The following is a 22,793-nucleotide window of genomic DNA, read 5'->3' as shown; positions in this document are numbered from 1 at the left end:
CCGGGTGTCAGCCCCGGATCACCGCGCCGGGGTTCATGATCCCCGCGGGGTCGAGTGCCGCCTTGATCGACCGCATCGCTGCCAATTTGGCGGGGTCCGAGTAACGCTCGAGGTCTGGCACCTTCAGCCGTCCGATACCGTGCTCGGCGCTGACAGACCCGCCCATTTCGTTGACGAGGTCATGGACGCAGCGCTGCACATCGGCGCGCACATCGAGATACTCCTGCTTCTTCCGTCCCTTCGGCGGGAAGACATTGTAGTGCAGGTTGCCGTCGCCGAGGTGGCCGAAGCAGTTCACCCGGAAATCGCCGACCTGCGCCAGTCGCGCCAGCCCGGTCTCGATGAATTCGGGCAGGGCGCTCAGCGGCAGCGAGACATCATGGCTGGCGATGGCGCCGATGGCGCGGTTGGCCTCGGGGATGCGTTCTCGGATCTCCCAGAACTGCTGCGCCTGCGCCTCGGACTGGGCGAGCAGCCCGTCGTTGACCAGTCCGGCCTCCATGCCGGCGGTGAAGAGAGCCGCCAGCGCCGCCTCGGGGTCCATGCCCTGGGCGAGGCCCAATTCGACGAGCACGCACCAGGCGGGGGTCTCGGCGAAGGGCTGGCGCACCTCGGGCAGCGCCTCGGCAAGGAAGTCGAAGCCCATGCGGCCGATCAGTTCGAAGGCGCTGACCATCTCGCCGAGTTGCTCGCGCGCGAGCGCCAGCAACGACAGCGCGGCGGCGGGGCTCTGCACCGCCAGCAGCGCGGTGCCGGTTGCCGCGGGCACCGGCGAGAGTTTCAGCGCGGCGGCGGTGATCACCCCGAGCGTGCCCTCGGCCCCCAGCAGCAGCCCGCGCAGGTCGTAGCCGGTGTTGTCCTTGCGCAGCCGTTTCAGCCCGTGCCAGACCGTGCCGTCGGGCAGCACGGCCTCGAGACCGAGCACCTGCTCGCGGGCATTTCCGTAGCGCAGCACGTTGACCCCGCCGGCGTTGGTCGAAAGCAGCCCGCCGATCCGCGCCGTGCCCTCGGAGGCCAGCGACAGCGGGAAGAGGCGGTTTGCCTCCAGCGCGGCGGCCTGCACGTCGGCCAGCACCGCGCCGGCCTCGGCGACCAGCACGTTCTCCTCGGGGTAGATGGCGCGGATCGCCGACATGCGTTCGAGCGAGAGGATCAGCGGGGCGGGGCCCTCGGGGGCAATCTGCCCGCCGACGAGCCCTGTACCGCCGCCATAGGGCAGCAGGCCGACACGGGCGTCGTTGCAGGCGCGGACGATGGCCGAGACCTCCTCGACGGTGCGCGGCAGCGCCACCCAGCCCGAGATGCCCTGCCAGCGGCCGCGCGGCTCTTCGAGGTAGCGCGGCTCGGCGCGGCGCAGCCTGCCCTCGGGCAGCGCGCGGCTCAGGGCTTCGGCAAAGGCGTCATCGGCGGGATTGAGGGGCATTGCGGTCTCCGTTCTCTGCGCCCGTGATACCTTGCTGATCGGCGAAGCCAACCCCGGCGGCGCGGCTGCGGGCGCGGCGGTAGAGCGGCGTCATCAGAAGCGGCGTCAGGAACATGGGCACCTGGTAGCAGCCGATGAACAGCAGCAGCGGGTCGGTCACCGGCGTCGGCAGGGCGACGAGGAAGAGCCCGATGTTGCGGTTGCCGGCGATCATCGCGAGCGCCTCCAGCGCGTCGCTCCGGCCGCCGCGTGCGCGCAGCCAGAGGGTCAGCACCTGCGGGCCAAGGTTGGCGGCAAAGGCCAGCACCATCCACCCCAGCAATTCGGCCGGGCGCTCCAGCAGGGCGGGACGGATCTCGGAGGTGAGGGCGAGCACGATGGTGGTCATCAGCAGCGCCGAGGCGCCGTCGAGCTGCGCTATGGCCCCGGACGCGGGGCGTGGCAGAAGGGCAGGGCGCAGGGCAAAGGCGAGACCGGTGGCGGCGACGATCACCAGCAGGAGCTTCAGCGCGGCGCCGAGGATGCCCGCCGCGCCGCCGAGCGTGGGCAGCAGGGCAAAGACCGGCAGCGTGGTGGCGGGCAGGATCAGCATGCCGAGGATCAGCATGCGCAGCGCCGGGCCGGGATCGCCGCCGACCATCAGCGTCAGGTTCGGGCTGCTGGCCAGCGGTGCCGCGGCCATCAGCAGGATCAGCGCCAGCGCCGCCGGGCTTTCCAGCAGGCCGAAGGCGGCGGCCAGCGCGACAAGCGCCAGTGGGCAGAGCAACTGGAAGACCAGCAGCGCACCGAGCGTGCCGCGCAGCTGGTGAACCGCGCCGAGTGCGGCGCGCGGCCCGATGCGCAGCGCCGCGGTGAAGAGCATGAGGGCGACCAGTTCGGAAAGCCAGGGGCGCACGAATTGCGTGACCTGCGGCACGGCGATGCCGAAGGCGAGGCCGGCCAGCATCATCCAGCGGGCATGCCGCGCAAGGAAGGGAAGGAGGCTCATCGGGTGCGGCAGCTCAGATGGGACGGGTCGGCGTAGCGGGAGCGACTACGGTGCCTGGCGTCCGCTCCGAGACGATTGGCGCGGGCAGCGGCGAGATGTTCGGCCCGCGGGCGAGGCCGACGTGGTCAGGGCCAAAGCCGGTGAGCGTGCTCGGTAGCCCAATCGATGCGGCAGCGCCCACGCCGTTGCGATGGCTGGTGCCTGTCGTGTCGATCACGCTTAGGTTGCCCGCGCCGGTTCCCGTCCTCATCATCGTGCGTCCCCGCTGGAAGTCCGGCGCCATAAGGCGCCGTGCGGACCGCATGTGCAAGGGCGGAGCGGCACTAGTGTGGAAACCAGGCTTTCGCCGAGGCCACGCGACCATGCTCGAGATAGAAGTCATCCAGCTGCGGCGGCGCGTAGCCGGCCTCCTGGAGCTGCACATGGGCCTGTCCGCGGTGGTGGAGCTGGTGCTGGAAGAGATGCAGCAGCAGCGGCTCGACCTTCTCGTGCACGGGCCCGGAGCGGCGCTGGGTGAGGCGTTTTTCCTTCAGCGTCTCGGGCGAGAGTGCCTCGCAGAGCGCAAGCAGGCGCAGGTCCGTCCGGGCCTGCTCTTCGGCGAGGCGGGCCGGATCGTCGATCTGCGGGCGGTTGCGCAGCGACAGCCCGAGCCCGCCACGCTCCAGCGCGTCGATATAGTAGAGATCGACCAGCAGGATGTGGTTCATCGTCAGGCTGAGCGACGGAAAGAAGCCGGGGCGGGGATCGGTGAACTCTTCCTCGGTGAGCGCCGCGAGCACCGTATAGAGCGTCTCGTTCGCCCAGGCGTTGTTGCGGGCCATGAGTGTGAAGGGCGTGGGCGCATGCATGGGCTTGTCCTCCGGGTGCGTGGGAGGAGCTTAGCGCAAGAGAGGGGGGCGGCGAAGGGAGTGTCGTGAGCCGGGTCGTCCGGCGCCTTGTCCCCTCGCGAGAATAAGAAAGGCCGGAGCTTCTGCCCCGGCCCTTGTTGCTCGAACAAAGAGCCTCACATCGCCGCGCGGAACAACGCCTCGAGGTTCTCCTCTGTCAGCTCGATCGGGTTGCCGCCGCAGGACGGATCCTTGATCGCGCCCTTCACCAATTCAGGGATCGACTCCTCGGTCACGCCGAGCGCCGTCAGTCCCTTCGGCACGCCGAGGCTATCGTTGAACTCATCGACGAAGGCGCAGAAGCCGTCGAAGCCGCCCTCGATGCCAAGGTAGCCCGCCGCCTTGTCGAAGCGGTCACGGATGGCATCCGCGTTGAACTTCAGCACGGCGGGCATGCAGACCGCGTTGGTGGTGCCGTGGTGGGTGCCGAAGACCGCGCCGATGGGATGGCTCATCGCATGGATCGCGCCGAGGCCTTTCTGGAAGGCGGTGGCCCCCATGGCAGCAGCACTCATCATCTGCGCGCGGGCCTCGAGGTCGGTGCCATCGGCATAGGCGCGGGGCAGGTACTCGATCACCAGCCGCATGCCCTCGAGCGCGATGCCCTGCGACATGGGGTGGTAGAAGGGCGAGGAGAAGGCCTCGACGCAATGGGCAAAGGCGTCGAGCCCGGTGCCGGCGGTGATCGCCTTGGGCATGCCGACGGTCAGCTCTGGGTCGCAGATCACCACGGCGGGGAGCATCTTGGGATGGAAGATGATCTTCTTCTCGTGGGTCTCGGAATTGGTCAGCACGCCGGCGCGCCCGACCTCCGAGCCGGTGCCCGCGGTGGTCGGTACGGCGACGATGGGGGCGATGGCATCGGCATCGGCGCGGGTCCACCAGTCGCCGATGTCCTCGAAGTCCCAAACGGGCCGGGTCTGACCTGCCATGAAGGCCACGCACTTGCCGAGGTCGAGACCGGAGCCGCCGCCGAAGGCGATGACGCCGTCATAGCCGCCGGCATTGTAGGCTGCGACGCCCGCGGCGAGGTTGCGCTCGTTGGGGTTGGGATCGACATCCGAGAAGAGGCCGCATTCGATGCCCGCCTTTTCCAGCACCGCGATGGTGCTCTCGGTGACCGGCAGCGCGGCAAGGCCGCGATCGGTGACCAGCAGCGGCTTGGTGATGCCGGCCTGCGCGCAGGCTGCGGGCAGTTCCGCGATGCGGCCCGCGCCGAACTTGATGGCGGTGGGGTAGGACCAGTTGGCGGTGAGGCTCATTTCGTCACCTTCTTGAGATGGTAGGATTTGGGTCGTGTAAGGTTGTGGTAGCCGATGACCGACAGGCCGCCGCCGCGCCCGGTCTGCTTGCAGCCGGTCCAGCACAGGCCCGGATCGAGGTAGTCGGCGCGGTTCATGAAGATGGTGCCGGTCTCGATCTGGTCTCCCACGGCCTGTGCCCGCTCTACGTCTTGCGTCCAGAGCGAGGCGGTGAGGCCGAAGGGGCTGTCGTTCATCAGGGCAATCGCTTCGGCGTCGTCCTTGACGGGCATGATGCCCACGACCGGGCCGAAGCTCTCGTCGCGCATGACGCGCATCTCGTGAGTGACGTTCGTCAGAATCTGCGGCGTCAGGTAGGCGGCGCCGTCATCCTCGGGGAAGGTGTCGATATGGGCCGTGGCTCCCATCTCCAGCGCCTCTTTGATCTGCGCGCGCACTTCCTCGGCGAAGCGGACGTTGGCCATCGGGCCGATGGTGGTCTCCGTGTCGAGCGGGTTGCCGAGCTTGTAGCCCTTCACCACCGCCACAGCCTTCTCGACGAAGGCGTTGTAAAGGCTCTCGTGAACGTAGATGCGCTCGATCCCGCAGCAGCACTGGCCGGAGTTGAACATGGCGCCGTCGATCAGCGTGTCGACAGCCGCGTCCAGATCCGCATCCTCCATCACGTAGCCCGGGTCCTTGCCGCCAAGCTCGAGCCCGAGTCCGGTGAAGGTGCCCGCCGCGGCGCGCTCGATGGCCTTGCCGCCGCCGACAGAGCCGGTGAAGTTGACGAAGTTGAAGGCGCCTTCAGCGATCAGGGCCGAGGTGGTGTCATGGTCGAGATAGAGGTTCTGGAACACCGCCTCGGGCACGCCGGCCTTGTGGAAGGCATTGGCCAGCCGCTCGCCGACGAGCAGGGTCTGGGTCGCGCCCTTCAGCACCACAGTGTTGCCGGCGATGAGCGCCGGGGCCACGGTATTGATCGCGGTCATGTAGGGGTAGTTCCACGGCGAAACCACGAAGACCACGCCATGCGGCACGCGCTTGATGTAGCGCTTGAAGGTGGCGTCCTCGCCGACCTCGATGTCAGCGAGCGCGCTTTCGGCGATCTCGGCCATGAAGGAGGCGCGCTCGTTGAAGCCGCCGAACTCGCCGCCGTAGCGGACCGGGCGGCCCATCATCTGCGCCAGCTCGGGCACGATCGCCTCGTTCTGCGCGCCGATCTCGGCGACGCCCTTCATCACCAGCTCGATGCGCTCGGCCAGCGGGCGGGCGGCCCATGCGGCCTGCGCGGCGCGGGCCGATTTCGCGGCCTCGCGCGCCATGTCGAGGGACAGGGTTTCGCGCGAGGCGAAGACCGAGCCGTCGATGGGGGAAATGTTGTTCAATGTCGTCATGAGAGCCTCCTCAGGCGCGCTCGAAACCGCGCGCCAGCTCGTAGTCGGTGACCGCGCGGTCGAAGTCTTCCTGCTCGATCCGGGCGGCATGGGCAAAATGCTCGATGACCCCGTCACCGAAGGCGGCGCGCAGCATGTCCGAGCCGGCAAAGGCGTCGATCGCGGCGCGCAGGGTGTTCGGCACGTCCGGCACGTCATCCATGCCGTAGACGTCGCCCTGGGCGGGGGCGGGCAGCTCCAATTTCTCCTCGATCCCGGCAAGGCCCGCGGCAAGCTGCGCGGCGCAGGCGAGGTAGGGGTTCATGTCCGAGCCCGGGATGCGGCACTCGATGCGCACGCCCTTGGTGTCCTCGCCGACGAGGCGGAAGCCCGCGGTGCGGTTGTCCACCGACCAGGCGGTCTTGGTCGGCGCGAAGGTGCCGGGGGCGAAGCGCTTGTAGCTGTTGATGTAGGGCGCCATGAAGAGCGTCACCTCGGGAGCGTACTTCAGCAGACCCGCGACGTAGTGCTTCATGGTCTGCGACATGCAATGCGCGCCGTCCTTGTCGTAGAAGGCGTTCTCGGACCCCTTGAACAGCGACTGGTGGATATGCGCGGCGCTGCCCACCTTGTCGGCCTGCCACTTGGCCATGAAGGTCGCGCCGTGGCCCTGCTGGTGGGCGATTTCCTTGACCGCGTGCTTGGAAATTGCGTGGTGATCGGCACAGGTCAGCGCATCGGCGTAGCGGATGTTCAGCTCTTCCTGGCCATGTTCGGCTTCGCCCTTGGTGCACTCGACCGGCACGCCCATGGCGTAGAGGTGGTTGCGGACCGGGCGCATGACGTATTCCTCGCGGCTGGTGAGCTGGATGGAATAGTCCTGGTTGTAGGGCGAGAGGGTTTCCAGGTCGCGCCAGCCGCTGTGGCGGATCTCGTCGTAGGAGCGGGCGTAGAGGAAGAACTCCAGCTCGGTCGCCATCATCGGGGTGAGGCCCATGGCCTCGGCGCGGGCGATCTGCTTCTGCAGCATCTGGCGCGGGGATTCCGGCACCGGCGCGTGGGTGTGGTGGTCCATCACGTCGCACAGGATCATCGCCGTGCCCTCGAGCCAGGGCACGCGGCGCAGCGTGGCGAGGTCGGGCTTCATCACGTAGTCGCCGTAGCCCGAGGCCCAGCTCGTGGAGGCGAAACCCTCCGGCGTGCTCATCACGAGATCGGTGGCGAAAAGGTAGTTGCAGCAGTGCGTTTCCTCGATCGCGTGCTCGAGGAAGTTGGAGACGTGGAAGCGTTTGCCCTGCAGACGGCCCTGCATGTCCACAACGCACACGAGGACGGTGTCGATCTCGCCGGCGCGTGCGGCATTTTTCAGGTCGTCTAGGGTCAGGGGGGCGGTCATTCCGCGTGCTCCTTGCTGGGCTTGTCCGTGTCGCCGCGCGTGGGCGCGGAGATTTGATCAAATTATTCTACAGGATCGGCCCCCGCAATAGCGCTGCGGGGGCCAAATGGTTGCGACGGAACGCCTCAGAAGTTGTAGGGCGGGCCGGCCTGGTTGATGACGCCGTTGTACTCTTCGAAGATCGAGACGACCTTGGCGTGGATCTCGCTCTCCTGGGCGATCTCCTTCCAGAATGCCTTGGCGGCGTTTTCGACCTCGGCCCATTCTTCCGGCGGCACCGAGCGCAGCTGCAGCTTGTCGCCGGTGGCGCGCAGCTTGGCCTCGCCGCCCCAATACCACTGGTTGCGGTAGGTGTCGGCGGCCTTGATCGCCGACATCACCAGCGTCTTGAGGTGCTCGGGCAGGTCGGCCCAACGCTGCTGGTTGACGAAGATCGAGCCGATCCAGGCGCCGGAGATGTTGTTGGTCAGAAAGTAGTCGGTGACGTTCGCCCAGCCGACGGTGTAATCCTCGGTGATGCCCGACCAGGCCATGCCGTCAAGCTCGCCGGTCTGCACGGCAACCTCGGCGTCTTCGTAGGGGATGTTCACCGGAACCACGCCGAACTGGCTCAGGAAGCGGCCGGCGGTGGGGAAGGTGTAGAGCTTCAGCCCGTCGAGATCGGCGAGGCTGGTGATCTCCTTCTTGGTGTTGAAGTTGCACGGGTCCTGACCGGCGGCCGAGAGCCAGGTCACGCCGACCTTCTCGTATTCCGAGCGCCAGATGTCGGCGAGCCCGTATTGCTCGAAGAGCACCGGCACGTCGAGGATGTGCTTGGTGGCAAACGGGAAGTAGCCGCCGAAGACGCGCATCGGGGTCGGCGACGCCATGGAGTCGTCATCCGAGTGCACGGCGTCGATAGTGCCGCGCTGCAGCGCCTGGAAGAGTTCGCCGGTGGGCACGATCTGGTCGGCGTAGTAGAGCTCGATCTCCAGCTCGCCCTGGGCAGCGGTGTTGATGTAGTCGACGATCGGCTTGGTCACCTGTTCGCCGAGGGCGGCACCCGCGTAGGTCTGGAAGCGCCACTTGATCGGCTCCTGCGCGCGGCCGATGGAGGGCGCCGCGAGCGCAGCCGGAGCGGCCAGTGCGGCGCCGCTCAGGATCTTGCGTCGTGTCAGGGTCATCTTGTCTCTCCTGTTGCGTGGTTGAGGTCTGTGCCCCTCTTTGCGGGGGTCTCGTTGTTAATTGTCGTAGACGAGGTCCGGCAGCCACAGGGCCAGCTCGGGGAAGATCATGATGATGGCGAGCACCACGGTCATCACCGCCACGAAGGGGATGATCGAGGTGTAGATGTCGCGCAGGCCGATCTCGGGAGGAGCCATGGCGCGCATCAGGAAGAGGTTGTAGCCGAAGGGCGGGGTCATGTAGGCGATCTGGCAGGTGATGGTGTAGAGCACACCGTACCACACCAGGTCGAACCCGAGGTGACCGACCAGCGGCACATAGAGCGGGGCCACGATGACCAGCATTGCCGTGTCGTCGAGGAAGGTGCCCATGACGATGAAGCTCAGCTGCATCAGGATGAGGATCATCCATGGCGAGAGGCCGAGCTTCTCGGTGAAGAGCTCCTCGATGGCGCTGACCGCGCCGAGCCCGTCGAAGACCGCGCCGAAGGCGAGGGCGGCGAGGATGATCCACATGAACATGCACGACACGCCGAGCGTGTTGCGCACAGAGTTCTCGAACACCTCGCGGGTCATCCGGCCCTTGAGCACCGCCGCGACGAAGGCGGCGACGGCACCGATGGCCGAGCTTTCCACCAACGAGGTCCAGCCACGCACGAAGGGCACCATCATCACGAAGAAGATCACCAGCGGCAGCAGCCCGGCGCGCAGCAGGCGCAGCTTCTCGGCCATGGGGATGTCGCGGTCGGCCTTGGGCAGGATCGGACCCAGCTCGGGGTTCAGCCTGCAGCGGATGACGATGTAGAGGATGAAGGCCGCCGCCATGAGCAGGCCGGGGATGATGCCTGCGAGCCAGAGCTGGCCGACCGGCTGGCGCGCAATCATCGCGTAGAGCACCAGCACCACGGAAGGGGGCACGAGGATGCCAAGCGAGGACCCGGCCTGGATCACCCCGGTGACCATGCGCTTGTCGTAGCCCCGCTTCAGCAGCTCAGGCAGGGCGATGGTGGCGCCGATGGCCATGCCCGCCACCGACAGGCCGTTCATCGCCGAGATCAGCACCATCAGCCCGATGGTGCCCACCGCGAGCCCGCCCGAGAGCCCGCCCATCCAGACGTGGAACATCTTGTAGAGGTCATCGGCGATCTTCGATTCCGACAGCACGTAGCCCATGAAGATGAACATCGGCAGCGTCAGCAGGGGGTACCATTTCATCAGCTTGATCGAGGCGGCAAAGCCCAGATCGAAGCCGCCGCGGTCACCCCACAGGCAGAGCGCGGCCACCACGGCGACGAATCCGATGGCACCGAACACGCGCTGCCCGGTCAGCAGCAGGCCCAGCATGCCCGAGAACATGACGATTGCGATCAGGTCTTGCGACATCAGATGTCCTCTCCGCGGATGCGGGCGATGTCGCGGAAGAACTCGGCGACGCATTGCAAAATCATCAGCGTGACGCCGAAACACAGGATGACCTTCACCGGCCAGACGTAGGGGCGCCAGGCGCTCGGGCTGCGCTCTAGGTAGCCCATCAGCTCACCCGCCGCGTCCGGCCCGCCGGTGACGAAGGCCCAGATCAGCTCGCCGAAGAACTTGAAGGGCTCGGTGCCGAAATAGCCGAAGCTGTAGGCGGTCGAGCTGATCGCCCCCCAGAGCAGCACGCCGAGGTAGAACAGCAGGAACCAGATGGTGATGACGTCAACGATGGCGCGGCGGCGCGGCGACCAGTCGCCGTAGAAGAAATCCATCCGCACGTTCGATCCCATCTGGATCGAGTAGGGGCCGCCCAGCACGTAATAGGCGACCATGACGAACTGCGCCGTCTCCAGCGTCCAGAGCGTCGGCGTGAAGAAGGTCTTCGACACCGATGACCAGATCAGCACGCCGATCAGCGCAAAGAGCAAATACATGGCGAACCGCCCGATGGCGCGGTTCATCCGGTCGATGATCCGCACGTAGCAGCGCATGGCTTCAGGCATTGCCGGTCTCCGTCAGTCCCAGACCCGCCAGCGCCGGGCGCAGCAGGGTCAGCAGTTCCCCGGCGATCATCTCGATGCCGGTTTCGTCGGCGAGCAGGTCGTTGCGCACCTCGATCATCACGTTGGGCAGGCCGTTGGCGATGCCATGCAACTTCAGTGAGTGGGTCACCCCGTCCTCGGGGCCGTAGGGATCGTTGCGGGCGATGCGGCGGCCGGGCAGGCGGGTCGCCTCTTCGAGCATGAAATCGGCCAGGTGGCTGTCCTCGTCGTGAAGGATGCCGATCTCGACCTCACGCTGGATGCCGAACCAGCTGGGGGTGAAGCTGTGCACGGTGATCAGGGCAAAGGGCGTGCCCAGCGTCTTGCGGGTCACCACCGTGCCGGTCACCGCCGCGCAGAAGGGATCATAGATGTCGCGGGTGCGCTGGGCGCGCTCGGCGTCGGAGAGGCCGATGTTGCCGGGCACGTCCACCGTCTCGGTCTTCGTGGGCATCGCCGAGGCGGCCTCGGGCGGTCGGTTCAGGTCGTAGACCAGCCGCGAGACGGTGCCGGACACAAGCGGCGCATCCAGCGCTTCGGCCAGCCGCTGGGCCAGCGCCAGCGCGCCCGGGTCCCAGGCAGCATGGCTGCGCCGGTCCTCGTCGTGCAGGCCAAGCCCGCCGTAGCGCGCAGGAATCCTGTTCGAAGCGTGCTCGCAGAGCAGCAGGGCCGGTCCCCGGCCCATCGCTCTGCTCACTTCGAATGCGGTGGTGTCTTCTTCCGACACGTCTGTCCCCCTGTCTTTGGAAAAACCTTTCCACGCGCCAGATAATGCGTCAATAATTTTCCAAACCGTTCTTCCGCAGATTTCGACCGTCGCCAAGGGGTCGCGGAATCTGCCCAATTTTTGAACCCAGGACGAAGGGGAGCCCGTGGAGACCAGTCCGACCGGCACCGTGCGCCAGCTCATCCGCGAGCATTACGCGCAGCTGACCAACTCCGAACGCAAGTTCGCGCAGGCGCTTCTGGACGATTACCCGGGTGCGGGGATCGCCTCGATCACCGCCGCCGCGGCCAATGCCGGGGTCTCGACCCCGACGGTGGCACGGATGGTGCAGAAGCTGGGGTTCAAGGGCTATCCGGCCTTCCACGCGGCGCTGCTCTCGGAGTTGCAGGCCAAGGTATCCGGCCCCGAGGCGCGGCGCGCGGTCTGGGCCTCGGAGGCGCCGGAATCGCACCTGCTGAACCGCTTCGCCGAAGCGGTGACGCAGAACCTGCGGCAGACCTTCACCAATATCGACGCCGCACAATTCGATGCGGCGGCAAAGCGGCTGGCCTCGACCGAGGGGCGGCTCTACGTGGTCGGCGGGCGGATCACCCGCTCGCTGGCGGAATATGCCTTCACCCATTTCCAGGCGATCCGGGCGCGGGTCACGCATCTGACGTCCTCCTCCGCCACATGGCCGCACTACGTGCTGGACATGGAAGAGGGCGACACGCTGCTGATCTTCGACATCCGCCGCTACGAGGACAACCTGCAGCGGCTGGCCGAGATCGCGGCGGCGCGGGGGATGCACGTGATCCTGATCACCGACCAGTGGTCGAGCCCGATTGCCAGCGTCGCCGAGCACGCGTTCAACTGCTGGGTCGAGATCCCCTCGGCCTGGGATTCCAACATCTCCACCCTGTCGCTGGTCGAGGCTCTGGTCGCCGCCGCGCAAGAGGAACGCTGGCCCGATGCACGCGAGCGTTTCGAGCGGTTGGACCAGCTGTTCGAGCTGACGCGGCTGTTCCGGAAGCCCTGAGGGCAGGGGACTACGTGAGCCGGGTCGGGGCCTGCCCGGCGGCCTTCGATCTTGCGTCCGGGCGGCTCGGCTCACTGACCCATACAAAAAGAGCCCCCGGCGCTATGAGGGGCGACGGGGGCAGTCTGGGAGCATTCTTCTCTCCCGGGGGGATTTCCGCGCGGGGTCGGCCTAGAAGCCGACCGCGTCCGCGCCCTTGGTGTCGAGGATTTCGCGGGCCTCGTCGGGCGAGGCCAGTTCCAGCCCCAGCCCCTCGATGATCTGCCGCGCCTTGGTGACCTGCTCGGCGTTGCTGCGCGCCAGCTGGCCGGGGCCGGCCCAGAGCGAATCCTCGAGGCCGACACGCACGTGGCCACCCATCGCGGCAGCCATGGCGGCGATCGGCAGCTGGTTCTTGCCCGCGCCGAGCACCGACCAGCGGTACTGGTCGCCGAACAGCCGGTCGGCGGTGCGCTTCATGTGCATGACATCATCGGGATGCGCGCCGATCCCGCCCATCAGGCCGAAGACGGTCTGGATGAACAGCGGCCCCTTCACCAGACCCTGATCGAGGAAATACTTGAGGTTGTAGAGATGCGCCGTGTCATAGCACTCGAACTCGAAGCGCGTGCCGAGCGCGCCGAGCGTGGTGACGATGTGCTCGATCTGCCCGAAGCTGTTGTTGAAGATGATGTCCTTGTTGCCGACGTAATCACGTTCCCATTGGTGCGCGAGGTTCGGGAACCGTTGCAGCATCGGAAAGAGACCGAAGTTCATCGACCCCATGTTGAGCGAGGCAATCTCCGGCCGGTGCGTCTGCGCCGGGCGGATGCGCTCCTCGATGGTCATCGTCGGCGCACCGCCAGTGGTGATGTTCACCACCACGTCCGACGCCTGCTTGATCACGCCGAGGAAGGGGGAAAAAGCCTCGGGAGTCTGGTCCGGGCGGCCGTCCTCGGGGTTGCGGGCATGCAGGTGCACCACCGCGGCCCCGGCTTCGGCGGCACCGATGGCGGCCTCGGCGATCTCCGAGGCGGTGACCGGCAGGTATTCGGACATGGAGGGTGTGTGGATCGCGCCGGTCACGGCGCAGGTGATGATCACCTTGCGGGTCTTGGCCATAAAATGCTGCCTCGCGGTCAGATGCGCCCGGGGGCGCGTGCCGGACGGCGAATTTCTCTGGTGGTCGGTTGCATCTCGGTCCTCCCCGTGGCTGGTGCAAAGATCACACCAGATTCTGGTGACCCGAGTTCCCGTGGCAGCGTTTCCTCCCTTGCCGCGGGATCAACGGTTGCGGTCTTGCCCGTTCTGGTGTGATCTGAGATCACAGTTGCAGAAGGACTCGCAAAGAGTCAACGGGGAGAAGAGGGGATATGGGCGAAAATCACGAGACGCCGCTGGGGACGCGGCCGCGCACATTGTCGGAACAGGTGCACGAAACGCTGTGCGAGATGCTGCTTTCGGGGCAGCTCAAGCCACGCGACCGAATCTCGCTGCGCGACCTCGCGGAGCGCTTGGGCGTGTCGATGATGCCCGTGCGCGAGGCGGTGAGCCGACTTGCGGCGGGAGGGGCGCTGCTGGTCGAGCCGAAGCGCGCGGTGCAGGTGCCGCTGATGAGCGCCGGGGAGTTCGCCGACCTCACCGAGATGCGGATCCTCACCGAGGCGCAGGCCGCCCGGCTTGCCGCCGAGCGCGCCACCCCGGAGCAGATCGACGAGATCCTGAAGCTGGCGGGCCGTTTCGAGGAGATCCTCGACAGTGCCTACGGCAGTCCCGAAGCGGTGGCGGCCAACAAGGATCTGCACTTTGCGCTTTATCGCGCGGCGGGCTCGCAGGTCCTGATGGACGTGATCACCATGCTCTGGCTCAAGGCCGGGCCGATCATCAACTACGACATCGGGGTGAAGGCGGAGGTGCCGCTGGAAGAAGAGATCGGTCGCTCTCGCACGCACCATTCGCGTGAACACCACCGCCAGCTCTGCGAGGCGCTGCGCGCCCGAGACGGCGACGCGGCCGCACAGGCGGTGACCGAGGATATTCGCGTCGCCGCGGAGCTGATCCGTGCCTACGGCGCGGAACACATGGACGACAGCCGGAGGAGATTGCTGCCGTGAAACTGGAACTGGAAGGCGCGCGGGTGATCGTCACCGCCGGCGCGCAGGGCATCGGGCGGGCCATCGTCGAGGGGTTTCTCGCCGAAGGCGCGCGCGTGGCGACCTGCGACATCGACGAGGCCGCTCTTGCGAGCCTCCCCTCGGAGGTCTGGCGGCAAGGCTGCGACGTCTCTGACGCGGCGCAGATCGGGGCGTTCATGCAGGCGGCCATCGCCGAACTGGGGGGGCTCGACGTGCTGGTGAACAATGCCGGGATCGCCGGGCCGACCGGGCCCGTCGAGGAGCTCGCGCCGGAGGACTGGGACCAATGCCTGAACATCTGCCTCACCTCTCAGTTCCACTGCGTGCGCCACGCCGTGCCGGCGCTGCGCGAAAGCGCCAATGCCTCGATCATCAACCTCTCGTCGATGGCCGGGCGGGTCGGCTTTGCCCTGCGCACGCCCTATGCGGCGGCCAAGTGGGGGGTGATCGGCTTCACCAAGTCGCTGTCGATCGAGCTGGGCAAGGACGGCATCCGCGCCAATGCGATCCTGCCGGGCATCGTTGCCGGGGATCGCCAGCGCCGGGTGCTCGAAGCCAAGGCGCAGCGCCTCGGCAAGACCTTCGAGGAGGTCGAGGCGGCAGCCTTTTCCTACACCTCGCTCAAGGAATACGTGTCGCCCGAGCAGATCGCCGACCAGATCCTGTTTCTCGCCAGCCCGCGGGGCAGGACGATCTCCGGCCAGGCGATCTCTGTCTGCGGCGACGGCCAGATGCTGGCCTGAAGGCGCCTCCGGCTCAGCCGCGGGGCTGGGCCGGATCATTTGCGGGCGTGGGGGCGTCGCTGCGCTCCAGCACCAGCAGGGTCATCATCCCGACCGGGGGCAGGGCGCGCCGCTCCAGAAGCCTCAGCCCCGGCGTGTCCAGCACCACCGAAATGTCGAAATCCGAATGCCAGCCGATGCGGTCGGCGAATTTCGCGGTACGCTTCGACAGGTGCGCCAGCGGACCCTGCTTCTTGGCGAAGTGGTTCGACATGATCAGCTGGCCGCCGGGTTTCAGCACGCGCACCATCTCGCGCATCACCCGCTCGGGCTCGGGCACCACCGAGATCATGTGCATCGCCACGACCCGGTCGAAACTGGCATCGGCGAAGCCGAGCTCGCGGGCATCCATCTGCCGCAGGGACTCGATGTGCGGCAGGTTCATGCGATCCACGCGGCGGCGCGCCTGCGCCAGCATCTCGGCGCTGTAGTCGACGCCGGTGACCTTCATGTGACGCGGCAGCAGCGGCAGCGACAGGCCGGTGCCGACGCCGACCTCCAGAACACGCGTCCCTTCCGGCCCGGTCACCTTGCGCACCGCAGCCCGGCGCGCGGCCTGGGTAATGGCTCCGAACGTCTGATCGTAGATCGGGGCCCAGCGGGCGTAAACGGTTGTTGCTGCGCGTGGATCCAAGATGTCCTCCCTGCCTCGGCGGCCCGGTGCCCGGATCGCTTCGGGGCAACCATGGACCCGCCGGGCCCGAGAGGAAAGGGGGGTGTGCGACGCCTCGTGCGATCGTGTCTATTCGATGCCCAGAATTTGCAGCGCCTCGCGCAGCCGTGAGATGCACCCCGTTCGGTCGCCCGCGGCGTAGAGCCGCGCGCCCTCGTCCCGCAACGTGCGGACCCGGTCCCGCGCTGCATCGGGCAGGGCCGTGTCGGCGTCCAGCGCCGCATCGACGCGCGACATGTAGGCCGGACATTGCAGGGCAGCCGCCGGGGTGGCCATCAGGCAAAACACGGTGGCGATCGCAAGCCGGGTCATCGTCCGTCCTCCCTTGGAGAACCTTAGCATGAAAGAAGGGGGGCTCACGGGCGGGTGATCCGGCAGGCGTTTCATTGCCTCTTTGCCGCATTTGCCCGGCGGGGATCCGCACGGCAGATTTGACGCGCGGATCCCCGCTGTCGCGGCGGGGCTTTCCCGGCAAGCCGTTGCCCGGGAAGAGATATCCCGGGGCGCTGCATTGCGGCACCTATTCGGTGCCCCTAGGTCTGGGGAGAAGCCGCGGGATGCTCCCGCGCCAGACCGATACCGGAAGGAGACTTCTATGAAACTCAACGGCATGCTTCTCAAGTCGACCGTCATTGCCGCCCTCGTGGCAGCGCCCCTCGCGCCGGTGATGGCGCAGACCGCGACCCCCGAGGCCCCGGCCGAACCGCCGGCCGCGGCAGCCCCGGCAGCCCCGTCGGTGGAGTTCAGCGAAGAGCAACTGACCGCCTTCGTCGATGCCGCCGCGCAGGTGCAGGCGGTGCAGCAGAACTACATGGCGCAGATCGACGCTGTCGAAGAGCCCGAAGGCAAGCAGGAGCTGGTCGAGAAGGCCCAAGTCGAGATGGCCGATGCGGTCAACGAGACCGAGGGCATGGACGTCAATACCTACAACGAGATCGGCCAGGCGGCGCAGGCCGACCCCGAGCTGAACCAACGCATCATCGCGATGCTGCAGGAGCGCGCGCCGGCCGGCCCCGAGACGATGACCGAGTAATCCCCCTCAAACGAGGTCATCCTGGAGCCGCCCCCTCGGGGGCGGCTCTTTTCTTTGGCGGCACAGAAGGGGCTGACCCGGCGCGGCATCTGTGGCAGCGCCGGGCGACCGGGAGTGGTGCCGTCAGTTGGTGTCCGGCGCGGCCTGCGTCGCGGAGGGGGGCTCCATCTCAGGCATCGGCACCTGTTCGACGGCCCCCTCGGGCACCGCCTCGCTCGGCGCATCATCGGGGACGAAGACAACCCGGCCGATCTTGCGGTTCGGGCCCCAGCTGCGCAGCTTGAGCATGCCGTCCACGATGTAGAGGTCCTCGACCCGGTAGGTTGCGCGGGAGCCACTCTCGTCGTGGATTTCGATGAAGGGGGTCAGCGTGTCTTCTTCGAGGCGGAAGTAGCGCGGATCGGAATGCGCCTCGAAGTCCCGCATGATCATCAGAACGTGGTCGTAGTCGGTGATCCGCTCGTCGACGAAATAGGCGCAGGTGGCCTCGTAGCCAGCGCCGCCCGCGCCGAGGATCAGCGCCGGCACCCAGACCATGGGGTTGGCCATGGCCGCCGCTGCGGCCGCGCCGCCGCCTTCCAGCAGGCTTGCCGCCGCGCCGCCCGAGGCGGCGAGCTTGCCTCCGAGCAGCGTCAAACCGCTGGTGGCATTGACCAGCGTGTAGAATCCGCCGTCCTGCTGCGCGCCGGTGACTTGCGCGACGGCCCCGGTGGCGGCCTTCGCGGCGCCGCTCACCGTATCGCCGACCAGCCGGCTGGGCCGGTAGTCGCAGATCGCGGCGGAGAGAGATGTGGTGGAGACCAGCAGCGCCACGGTGGCGGCGGTGCAGGGTCTGAGGATCTTCGGTGCGGGCATCGGAAGGCTCCCATGCAAGTGTGCGGTGAAGAGGGGATGTAGTGCGGCCCCGCCCGGGGCCCAACGTGAAAGGCCGGGGCGCATCTGCCCCGGCCTGCCGTTTTCTGCCGACCCGGAATGTCCCGGATCAGCTGTCCATCTTGAGTGCCGAGATGAAGGCTTCCTGCGGAATCTCCACCTTGCCGAACTGGCGCATCTTCTTCTTGCCGGCCTTCTGCTTTTCCAGAAGCTTCTTCTTCCGGGTGGCGTCGCCGCCGTAGCACTTGGCCGTCACGTCCTTGCGCATCGCCGACAGGGTCTCGCGGGCGATGACCTTGCCGCCGATCGCCGCCTGGATCGGGATTTTGAACATGTGGCGCGGGATCAGCTCTTTCAGCTTCTCGCACATGGCCCGGCCGCGCATCTCGGCGCGCTCGCGGTGCACCATCATGGCCAGCGCATCGACCGGCTCGTCGTTCACCAGGATCGACATCTTCACGAGGTTGTCCTCGCGGTAGCCGATCATCTCGTAATCGAAGGAGGCGTAGCCCTTGGTCACCGACTTCAGGCGGTCGTAGAAGTCGAAGACCACCTCGTTGAGCGGCAGGTCGTAGACCGTCATCGCGCGCCCGCCGACGTAGGTCAGGTCCATCTGGATGCCGCGGCGCTCCTGGCAGAGCTTCAGCACGTCGCCGAGGTACTCGTCGGGCACCATGATGGTGGCCTTGATGCGCGGCTCCTGGATGTGGTCCACCGTGGACATGTCGGGCATGTCGGCGGGGTTGTGCAGGTCGCGGCGCTCGCCGTCCTTGGTATAGAGGTGGTAGATCACCGAAGGCGCAGTGGTGATCAGCTCGATGCCATACTCGCGCTCGAGGCGGTCGCGGATCACCTCGAGGTGCAGCAGGCCGAGGAAGCCGCAGCGGAAGCCGAAGCCGAGCGCCGCCGAGGTCTCCATCTCGAACGTGAAGGAGGCGTCGTTCAGGGCGAGCTTCTCGATCGCGTCCCGCATGTCCTCGAAGTCGTTCGCATCCACCGGGAAGAGCCCGCAGAACACCACCGGCACCGAGGGCTTGAAGCCGGGCAGGGCCGTCTCGCAGGGCTTGCGCTCATGGGTGATCGTGTCGCCGACGCGGGTGTCGCGGACCTGCTTGATCGAGGCGTTGAGGTAGCCGATCTCGCCCGGGCCGAGTTCCTTCACGTTTGTCATCTTGGGGCGGTAGACGCCGACGTCGTCGACGTCATAGGTGCCGCCGGTCTTCATCATGCGGATGCGGTCGCCCTTCTTCAGGACGCCGTCGATGATCCGCACGATACAGATCACGCCGAGGTACTGGTCGTACTTGGAATCCACCAGCATCGCCTTCAGCGGCTTGTTGCGGTCGCCCTCCGGCGGGGCGGGCAGGCGCTGCACGATGGCTTCCAGCACGTCGGGGATGCCGATGCCGGTCTTGGCCGAGATCAGGCAGGCGTTGGAGGCGTCGATGCCGATCACATCCTCGATCTGCTCCTTGACCCGTTCCGGCTCGGCGGCGGGAAGGTCGACCTTGTTGAGAACCGGCACGATCTCGTGGTCGGCGTCGATCGCCGTGTAGACGTTGGCCAGCGTCTGTGCCTCGACGCCCTGGGTGGCATCGACCACCAGCAGCGAGCCCTCGACCGCATGCATCGAGCGCGCGACTTCATAGGCGAAGTCGACGTGCCCGGGCGTGTCGATGAGGTTCAGCACGTAGGTCTCGCCATCCTGCGCCGGGTACTCGATGCGGACGGTGTTGGCCTTGATGGTGATGCCCCGCTCGCGCTCGATATCCATCGAGTCGAGCATTTGCTCCTGCATGTCGCGTTCGGCGACGGTGCCGGTGAGCTGAATCAGCCGGTCGGCCAGGGTGGATTTCCCGTGGTCGATGTGGGCGACGATGGAGAAGTTACGGATATGCGCGAGATCGGTCATGATTGGCCCGATATGTAAGGCTTTTGGCGTCCGGTCAAGCCGGATCGAAGGGCAGGCGGCGGCGCCGCGCGCATCCGCCTCGCCCGGCGGCGGTGGCTCTCGCGGATGCCCAAGCGGCAGCCTGGCCGCAACGCCCGCCACCGCGCTGGAACCGGGCGCTTTCCCGCGCCGTCCCGCAAGCTTCTTCTCTTTCCAAATACGCCGGGGTGAATTGGCCGTCAGGCCAAGAGGGGCAGCGCCCCTCCCGCGAGGTCTGCTCCCCTTGGCGCGCATAGCGTCACGGAAGCCGCTGTCCAACAACGAATCGGTGAATTGAATCTGCGGCGCGCTTCGGGCATCCTTGCGGAGATTACCGAACCGTGGGCGCAAGATCCGCGGCGCGAACGGCAGTGAAGAGAGCAGGCGGATGAAACCGATTTTCCTGGTGACGATTTTGGCACTGGTGGCAGGGTGCGGCGGTGGCGGCGGCTACGGCTCGGGCGGCAGGTATTTTGCAACGGGCCCGGTCAGCCAGGCCTGCATGTCCTCCGACCGCAAGGCCCGCAATACGTCGCTCTGCGGCTGCGTGCAGGCGGCGGCGAACGACGAGTTGTCGTCGGGCGACCAGCGCCGCATGGTGCGCTTCTACCGCGATCCGCACGAGGCGCAGGTGGTGCGCCAGTCGGACCGCAATTCCGACAAGGATTTCTGGAAGCGCTACTCGGCCTTCGTGAACCGTGCAGAGCGGATGTGCACCGGGCTCTGAGCCCGGCGCAGGCTTTTCCCGTCTTAGCCAGCTGCCCGGAAGGGGCGCGGCGCAAGCCGTGCCTCGGCGCTTCTTGCGTGGCCTTCCATGCCCTCGGCACGGCTGATCCCGGCGCAGGCGCGGGCGAGGTCGGGCAGCGCCTCGGGCGCGGCCTCCTGCCACGTCACGCATTTCAGGAACTTGTGTACCGACAGCCCGCCGGTGTGGCGCGCGGCGCGCCCGGTGGGCAGCACGTGGTTCGGCCCGGCGGCCTTGTCGCCGAAGGCCACGGTGGTCTCGGCCCCGAGAAACAGTGAGCCATAGGCGCGCAACCGCGCCCGCCACCAGGGCAGATCGCGCGCCTGCACGTGCAGATGCTCGGGGGCATAGAGGTCGGCGACCTCGGCCATTTCCTCGCGGCTGCCGCAGAGCATGACCTCGCCAAGTTGTGCCCAGGCCGCACGCGCGGCGCTGCGGTTGGGCTCGGGCAGGGTCTCGGCCAGCTGCGGCAGGCGCGCGACGACCGCCTCCGCCAGCGGGCGGTGGTCCGTCGCCAGCCAGACCGGCGAGTTGCCGCCATGCTCGGCCTGGCCCAGCAGGTCCAGCGCCACCAGTTCCGGATCGGCGCTGGCGTCCGCAAGAATCATCACGTCGGTGGGGCCGGCCACCATGTCGATGCCCACCGGGCCGAAGAGCTGCCGTTTGGCTTCGGCGACGAACTGGTTTCCGGGTCCGGCAAGGATGTCTGCCTGCGGCAAGCCGAAGAGGCCGAAAGCCATGGCCGCGATGCCCTGAACCCCGCCGAGCGCCAGCACCTCGTCCGCCCCGGCCACGTGCAGCGCATGCAGGATCGCCGGAGAGATGCCGCCCTTGCCCGGTGGTGTGCAGGCGATCACCCGTCCCACGCCGGCGGCGCGGGCGGTGGTCACGGTCATCAGCGCCGAGGCGATATGGGCGTAACGCCCGCCCGGCACGTAGCAGCCCGCACAGTCCACCGGGATCAGTCGCTGCCCGGCCCGCAGGCCGGGGCGCAGCTCGATCTCGAATTCCTGCACCGAGGCCCGCTGCGCCTCGGCGAAGGCACGGATATTGGCATGGGCATAGGCGATGTCCTCGACCAGCGTGACCGGCAAGGTGCGCTGCGCCTCGGCGAGAGTTGCGGCGGGCAGCACGATTTCACCCTCCCAGCCGTCGAGCCGCGCAGCGTAGTCCAGCGCGGCGGCCTCGCCCTCGGCGCGCAGACGGGCGAGCATGATCTGGACGATGTCGGCGGTATCGGCGACGGCCTGCGGCGGCAGTCCCGGGGCGGTCTTGAGGTGGGTCACGGTCATCGGTTCGGGGTCTGGCCTGATCTTGAAGAGTTTCGGAAAATGTGAATCTGTGTCAGTCTCGTGCCGCGGTAGGACGCGGTCGTCCGGGAAAGGTCCCGGCGCAGGTGAGGGAGTGTTGGATGCTGATGAAGGGGATCAGCCTGCGTGGTCTCGAGGTCTTCGAGGCCCTGGCCGCGAGCGGCTCGGTTGCGCAGGCGGCGGAGCGCACGGGGCTCAGCCAGCCGGCGGTGAGCCAGCAGCTCCGCAACCTCGAGACGGCGCTCGGTGTCGATCTTGTCGACCATGGGCGGCGACCGATGCAGCTTACGCCGGCGGGGCGGTCGTTCCTGATGCGGACGCAGGCGGTGCTGGGCCAGCTGCGGCTGGCGCAGAATGAGCTGACAGTGATGGATCTGACGCATCTGTCGCAGCTCAACCTCGGCGTCATCGATGATTTTGACAACGATCTGACGCCGCAGTTGGTGACCATCCTTGCCGAAAACATGACCCGCTGCCGCTTCAAGCTGACCACCGCGCCCAGCCACGAGATCATGCAGGCGATGATCGACCGGCACCTGCATATTGCCATCGCCGCCAGCCCGGGCACCGCGACTCCGGGCGTCATCGAATACCCGCTGGTCCGTGATCCCTTCCTGTTGGTGGCGCCCCGCGGCAGGGCCCGCGAAGCCGGCGGCACCGAGGCGCTGATGTCGGCGCTGCCGTTGCTGCGCTACGACCGCGACCAGATGATCGGTCGGCAGATCGAGACACATCTGGCACGGCTTAAGCTGGAGTTCCCTGAACGTTTCGAGATCGGCGCGCATCTGTCGCTGATGACGCTGGTGGCGCGCGGCGTCGGCTGGGGCATCACCACGCCGCTGGGTTATATGCGCGCCGCCCGGGTGCACGACCGGATCGAGGCGCATCCGCTGCCGATCAAGCCCTTCGCCCGTACCATCTCGCTCTTTGCCGCCGCCGATTGGGCCGACCGGGTGCCGCGCGACGTCGCGCGCACGATGCGCCAGCTGGTGACCGACCTCGTGATTACCCCCGCACAGCGGCAACTGCCCTGGCTCGAGGGCAAGCTTCACCTGCTCGAGGGTGAATGAGGTTTCAGCAGCTGATCCAGCGGAAG

General features: G+C 67.3%; 23 protein-coding genes. 6 read left to right on the top strand and 17 right to left on the bottom strand.

The features are described 5' to 3' along the window. Nucleotides 1–7 precede the first annotated feature (7 nt). The 11 genes from BM397_RS24165 to BM397_RS24120 form a co-directional block, all read right to left on the bottom strand. Nucleotides 8–1,423, bottom strand: a complete 1,416-nt coding sequence (locus BM397_RS24165; protein ID WP_092429682.1) for an FAD-binding oxidoreductase — start codon at nucleotides 1,421–1,423, stop codon at nucleotides 8–10. Further along, entirely contained in the window at nucleotides 1,401–2,411 is a 1,011-nt protein-coding gene (locus BM397_RS24160; RefSeq protein ID WP_176806857.1) for a hypothetical protein, read from the bottom strand. The genes BM397_RS24165 and BM397_RS24160 overlap by 23 nt, the downstream gene beginning before the upstream one ends. Before the next feature lie 13 nt (nucleotides 2,412–2,424). Beyond that, complete coding sequence (locus tag BM397_RS29110; RefSeq protein WP_143015425.1) at nucleotides 2,425–2,664, bottom strand: hypothetical protein; 240 nt, start codon at nucleotides 2,662–2,664, stop codon at nucleotides 2,425–2,427. A gap of 70 nt (nucleotides 2,665–2,734) precedes the next feature. After that, nucleotides 2,735–3,259 carry a DinB family protein gene (locus BM397_RS24155; protein ID WP_092429680.1) on the bottom strand — a complete coding sequence of 175 codons (525 nt, stop codon included), beginning with the start codon at nucleotides 3,257–3,259 and terminating at the stop codon, nucleotides 2,735–2,737. 155 nt (nucleotides 3,260–3,414) lie between these two features. Beyond that, entirely contained in the window at nucleotides 3,415–4,560 is a 1,146-nt protein-coding gene (locus BM397_RS24150) for an iron-containing alcohol dehydrogenase (RefSeq protein WP_092429678.1), read from the bottom strand. Then, nucleotides 4,557–5,936, bottom strand: coding sequence for an aldehyde dehydrogenase family protein (locus tag BM397_RS24145; RefSeq protein ID WP_092429676.1), 1,380 nt, complete (start codon nucleotides 5,934–5,936; stop codon nucleotides 4,557–4,559). Before BM397_RS24145 ends, BM397_RS24150 begins: the two co-directional genes overlap by 4 nt. Nucleotides 5,937–5,946: 10 nt before the next feature. After that, nucleotides 5,947–7,311 (bottom strand): glutamine synthetase family protein, encoded by a 1,365-nt coding sequence (locus BM397_RS24140; RefSeq protein ID WP_176806855.1) that lies wholly within the window; start codon nucleotides 7,309–7,311, stop codon nucleotides 5,947–5,949. Nucleotides 7,312–7,436: 125 nt separating this feature from the next. Then, nucleotides 7,437–8,474 carry a TRAP transporter substrate-binding protein gene (locus tag BM397_RS24135; protein ID WP_092429674.1) on the bottom strand — a complete coding sequence of 346 codons (1,038 nt, stop codon included), beginning with the start codon at nucleotides 8,472–8,474 and terminating at the stop codon, nucleotides 7,437–7,439. Between the two features lie 57 nt (nucleotides 8,475–8,531). Continuing rightward, nucleotides 8,532–9,857 carry a TRAP transporter large permease gene (locus BM397_RS24130; RefSeq protein WP_092429672.1) on the bottom strand — a complete coding sequence of 442 codons (1,326 nt, stop codon included), beginning with the start codon at nucleotides 9,855–9,857 and terminating at the stop codon, nucleotides 8,532–8,534. Further along, the gene (locus BM397_RS24125) at nucleotides 9,857–10,453 is read right to left on the bottom strand and encodes a TRAP transporter small permease subunit (RefSeq protein WP_092429670.1); all 597 of its coding nucleotides are present in this window, start codon (nucleotides 10,451–10,453) and stop codon (nucleotides 9,857–9,859) included. The genes BM397_RS24130 and BM397_RS24125 overlap by 1 nt, the downstream gene beginning before the upstream one ends. Next, nucleotides 10,446–11,177 carry an N-formylglutamate amidohydrolase gene (locus BM397_RS24120; RefSeq protein WP_092429668.1) on the bottom strand — a complete coding sequence of 244 codons (732 nt, stop codon included), beginning with the start codon at nucleotides 11,175–11,177 and terminating at the stop codon, nucleotides 10,446–10,448. Before BM397_RS24120 ends, BM397_RS24125 begins: the two co-directional genes overlap by 8 nt. A 187-nt stretch (nucleotides 11,178–11,364) precedes the next feature. Here BM397_RS24120 and BM397_RS24115 point away from each other — a divergent pair, with 187 nt between their 5' ends. Then, nucleotides 11,365–12,237, top strand: a complete 873-nt coding sequence (locus BM397_RS24115) for a MurR/RpiR family transcriptional regulator (RefSeq protein WP_092429666.1) — start codon at nucleotides 11,365–11,367, stop codon at nucleotides 12,235–12,237. Nucleotides 12,238–12,408: 171 nt separating this feature from the next. On the opposite strand, the gene kce is transcribed toward BM397_RS24115, so the two are convergent. Next, the gene (gene kce / locus BM397_RS24110; protein WP_092429664.1) at nucleotides 12,409–13,338 is read right to left on the bottom strand and encodes a 3,5-dioxohexanoate:acetyl-CoA acetone transferase; all 930 of its coding nucleotides are present in this window, start codon (nucleotides 13,336–13,338) and stop codon (nucleotides 12,409–12,411) included. A 251-nt stretch (nucleotides 13,339–13,589) separates the two neighbouring features. On the opposite strand from kce, the gene BM397_RS24105 reads away from it, so the two are divergent. Then, nucleotides 13,590–14,330, top strand: a complete 741-nt coding sequence (locus BM397_RS24105) for a GntR family transcriptional regulator (RefSeq protein WP_092429662.1) — start codon at nucleotides 13,590–13,592, stop codon at nucleotides 14,328–14,330. After that, nucleotides 14,327–15,094, top strand: a complete 768-nt coding sequence (locus BM397_RS24100) for an SDR family oxidoreductase (protein WP_092429660.1) — start codon at nucleotides 14,327–14,329, stop codon at nucleotides 15,092–15,094. Before BM397_RS24105 ends, BM397_RS24100 begins: the two co-directional genes overlap by 4 nt. A 13-nt stretch (nucleotides 15,095–15,107) precedes the next feature. Here BM397_RS24100 and BM397_RS24095 read toward each other — a convergent pair whose 3' ends face one another. Both BM397_RS24095 and BM397_RS24090 read right to left on the bottom strand, forming a co-directional pair. Continuing rightward, a complete protein-coding gene (locus BM397_RS24095; protein ID WP_092429658.1) occupies nucleotides 15,108–15,767 on the bottom strand; it encodes a class I SAM-dependent methyltransferase in 660 nt (219 codons plus the stop codon). 108 nt (nucleotides 15,768–15,875) lie between these two features. Next, nucleotides 15,876–16,118: a PA2433 domain-containing protein gene (locus BM397_RS24090; RefSeq protein ID WP_092429656.1), complete on the bottom strand. Its 243-nt coding sequence runs from the start codon at nucleotides 16,116–16,118 to the stop codon at nucleotides 15,876–15,878. A 283-nt stretch (nucleotides 16,119–16,401) separates the two neighbouring features. On the opposite strand from BM397_RS24090, the gene BM397_RS24085 reads away from it, so the two are divergent. Continuing rightward, nucleotides 16,402–16,839 carry a DUF4168 domain-containing protein gene (locus BM397_RS24085; RefSeq protein ID WP_092429654.1) on the top strand — a complete coding sequence of 146 codons (438 nt, stop codon included), beginning with the start codon at nucleotides 16,402–16,404 and terminating at the stop codon, nucleotides 16,837–16,839. 123 nt (nucleotides 16,840–16,962) lie between these two features. Here the strand turns inward: BM397_RS24085 and BM397_RS24080 are convergent, their stop codons facing one another. Together BM397_RS24080 and lepA are read right to left on the bottom strand one after the other, a co-directional pair. After that, nucleotides 16,963–17,694, bottom strand: coding sequence for a hypothetical protein (locus tag BM397_RS24080; protein WP_092429652.1), 732 nt, complete (start codon nucleotides 17,692–17,694; stop codon nucleotides 16,963–16,965). A 127-nt stretch (nucleotides 17,695–17,821) separates the two neighbouring features. Further along, complete coding sequence (lepA, locus tag BM397_RS24075; protein ID WP_092429650.1) at nucleotides 17,822–19,624, bottom strand: translation elongation factor 4; 1,803 nt, start codon at nucleotides 19,622–19,624, stop codon at nucleotides 17,822–17,824. Nucleotides 19,625–20,030: 406 nt separating this feature from the next. On the opposite strand from lepA, the gene BM397_RS24070 reads away from it, so the two are divergent. Next, a complete protein-coding gene (locus tag BM397_RS24070) occupies nucleotides 20,031–20,369 on the top strand; it encodes a hypothetical protein (protein WP_092429648.1) in 339 nt (112 codons plus the stop codon). 23 nt (nucleotides 20,370–20,392) lie between these two features. On the opposite strand, the gene hisD is transcribed toward BM397_RS24070, so the two are convergent. Beyond that, nucleotides 20,393–21,679, bottom strand: coding sequence for a histidinol dehydrogenase (hisD, locus tag BM397_RS24065; RefSeq protein ID WP_092429646.1), 1,287 nt, complete (start codon nucleotides 21,677–21,679; stop codon nucleotides 20,393–20,395). Between the two features lie 119 nt (nucleotides 21,680–21,798). Here hisD and BM397_RS24060 point away from each other — a divergent pair, with 119 nt between their 5' ends. After that, the gene (locus BM397_RS24060) at nucleotides 21,799–22,767 is read left to right on the top strand and encodes a LysR family transcriptional regulator (protein ID WP_092429644.1); all 969 of its coding nucleotides are present in this window, start codon (nucleotides 21,799–21,801) and stop codon (nucleotides 22,765–22,767) included. The last annotated feature ends 26 nt before the right edge of the window (nucleotides 22,768–22,793 follow it).

It is taken from the genome of Alloyangia pacifica (genome assembly GCF_900116195.1).
Taxonomy (GTDB): Bacteria; Pseudomonadota; Alphaproteobacteria; order Rhodobacterales; family Rhodobacteraceae; genus Salipiger; species Salipiger pacificus.
The sequence above is the reverse complement of the archived record's forward strand: the minus strand, read 5'-3'. Positions and strand labels throughout refer to the sequence as shown.

Bases quoted from the DNA above. Each gene is read 5' to 3' on its own strand.
- BM397_RS24090 (WP_092429656.1), bottom strand. From the start codon at position 16,118: ATGACCCGGCTTGCGATCGCCACCGTGTTTTGCCTGATGGCCACCCCG.
- BM397_RS24160 (WP_176806857.1), bottom strand. From the start codon at position 2,411: ATGAGCCTCCTTCCCTTCCTTGCGCGGCATGCCCGCTGGATGATGCTG.
- lepA (WP_092429650.1), bottom strand. From the start codon at position 19,624: ATGACCGATCTCGCGCATATCCGTAACTTCTCCATCGTCGCCCACATC.
- BM397_RS24165 (WP_092429682.1), bottom strand. From the start codon at position 1,423: ATGCCCCTCAATCCCGCCGATGACGCCTTTGCCGAAGCCCTGAGCCGC.
- BM397_RS24140 (WP_176806855.1), bottom strand. From the start codon at position 7,311: ATGACCGCCCCCCTGACCCTAGACGACCTGAAAAATGCCGCACGCGCC.
- BM397_RS29110 (WP_143015425.1), bottom strand. From the start codon at position 2,664: ATGATGAGGACGGGAACCGGCGCGGGCAACCTAAGCGTGATCGACACG.
- BM397_RS24135 (WP_092429674.1), bottom strand. From the start codon at position 8,474: ATGACCCTGACACGACGCAAGATCCTGAGCGGCGCCGCACTGGCCGCT.
- BM397_RS24060 (WP_092429644.1), top strand. From the start codon at position 21,799: ATGCTGATGAAGGGGATCAGCCTGCGTGGTCTCGAGGTCTTCGAGGCC.
- BM397_RS24070 (WP_092429648.1), top strand. From the start codon at position 20,031: ATGAAACCGATTTTCCTGGTGACGATTTTGGCACTGGTGGCAGGGTGC.
- BM397_RS24085 (WP_092429654.1), top strand. From the start codon at position 16,402: ATGAAACTCAACGGCATGCTTCTCAAGTCGACCGTCATTGCCGCCCTC.
- BM397_RS24120 (WP_092429668.1), bottom strand. From the start codon at position 11,177: ATGGGCCGGGGACCGGCCCTGCTGCTCTGCGAGCACGCTTCGAACAGG.
- BM397_RS24145 (WP_092429676.1), bottom strand. From the start codon at position 5,936: ATGACGACATTGAACAACATTTCCCCCATCGACGGCTCGGTCTTCGCC.
- BM397_RS24080 (WP_092429652.1), bottom strand. From the start codon at position 17,694: ATGCCCGCACCGAAGATCCTCAGACCCTGCACCGCCGCCACCGTGGCG.
- hisD (WP_092429646.1), bottom strand. From the start codon at position 21,679: ATGACCGTGACCCACCTCAAGACCGCCCCGGGACTGCCGCCGCAGGCC.
- BM397_RS24155 (WP_092429680.1), bottom strand. From the start codon at position 3,259: ATGCATGCGCCCACGCCCTTCACACTCATGGCCCGCAACAACGCCTGG.
- BM397_RS24130 (WP_092429672.1), bottom strand. From the start codon at position 9,857: ATGTCGCAAGACCTGATCGCAATCGTCATGTTCTCGGGCATGCTGGGC.
- BM397_RS24105 (WP_092429662.1), top strand. From the start codon at position 13,590: ATGGGCGAAAATCACGAGACGCCGCTGGGGACGCGGCCGCGCACATTG.
- kce (WP_092429664.1), bottom strand. From the start codon at position 13,338: ATGGCCAAGACCCGCAAGGTGATCATCACCTGCGCCGTGACCGGCGCG.
- BM397_RS24125 (WP_092429670.1), bottom strand. From the start codon at position 10,453: ATGCCTGAAGCCATGCGCTGCTACGTGCGGATCATCGACCGGATGAAC.
- BM397_RS24150 (WP_092429678.1), bottom strand. From the start codon at position 4,560: ATGAGCCTCACCGCCAACTGGTCCTACCCCACCGCCATCAAGTTCGGC.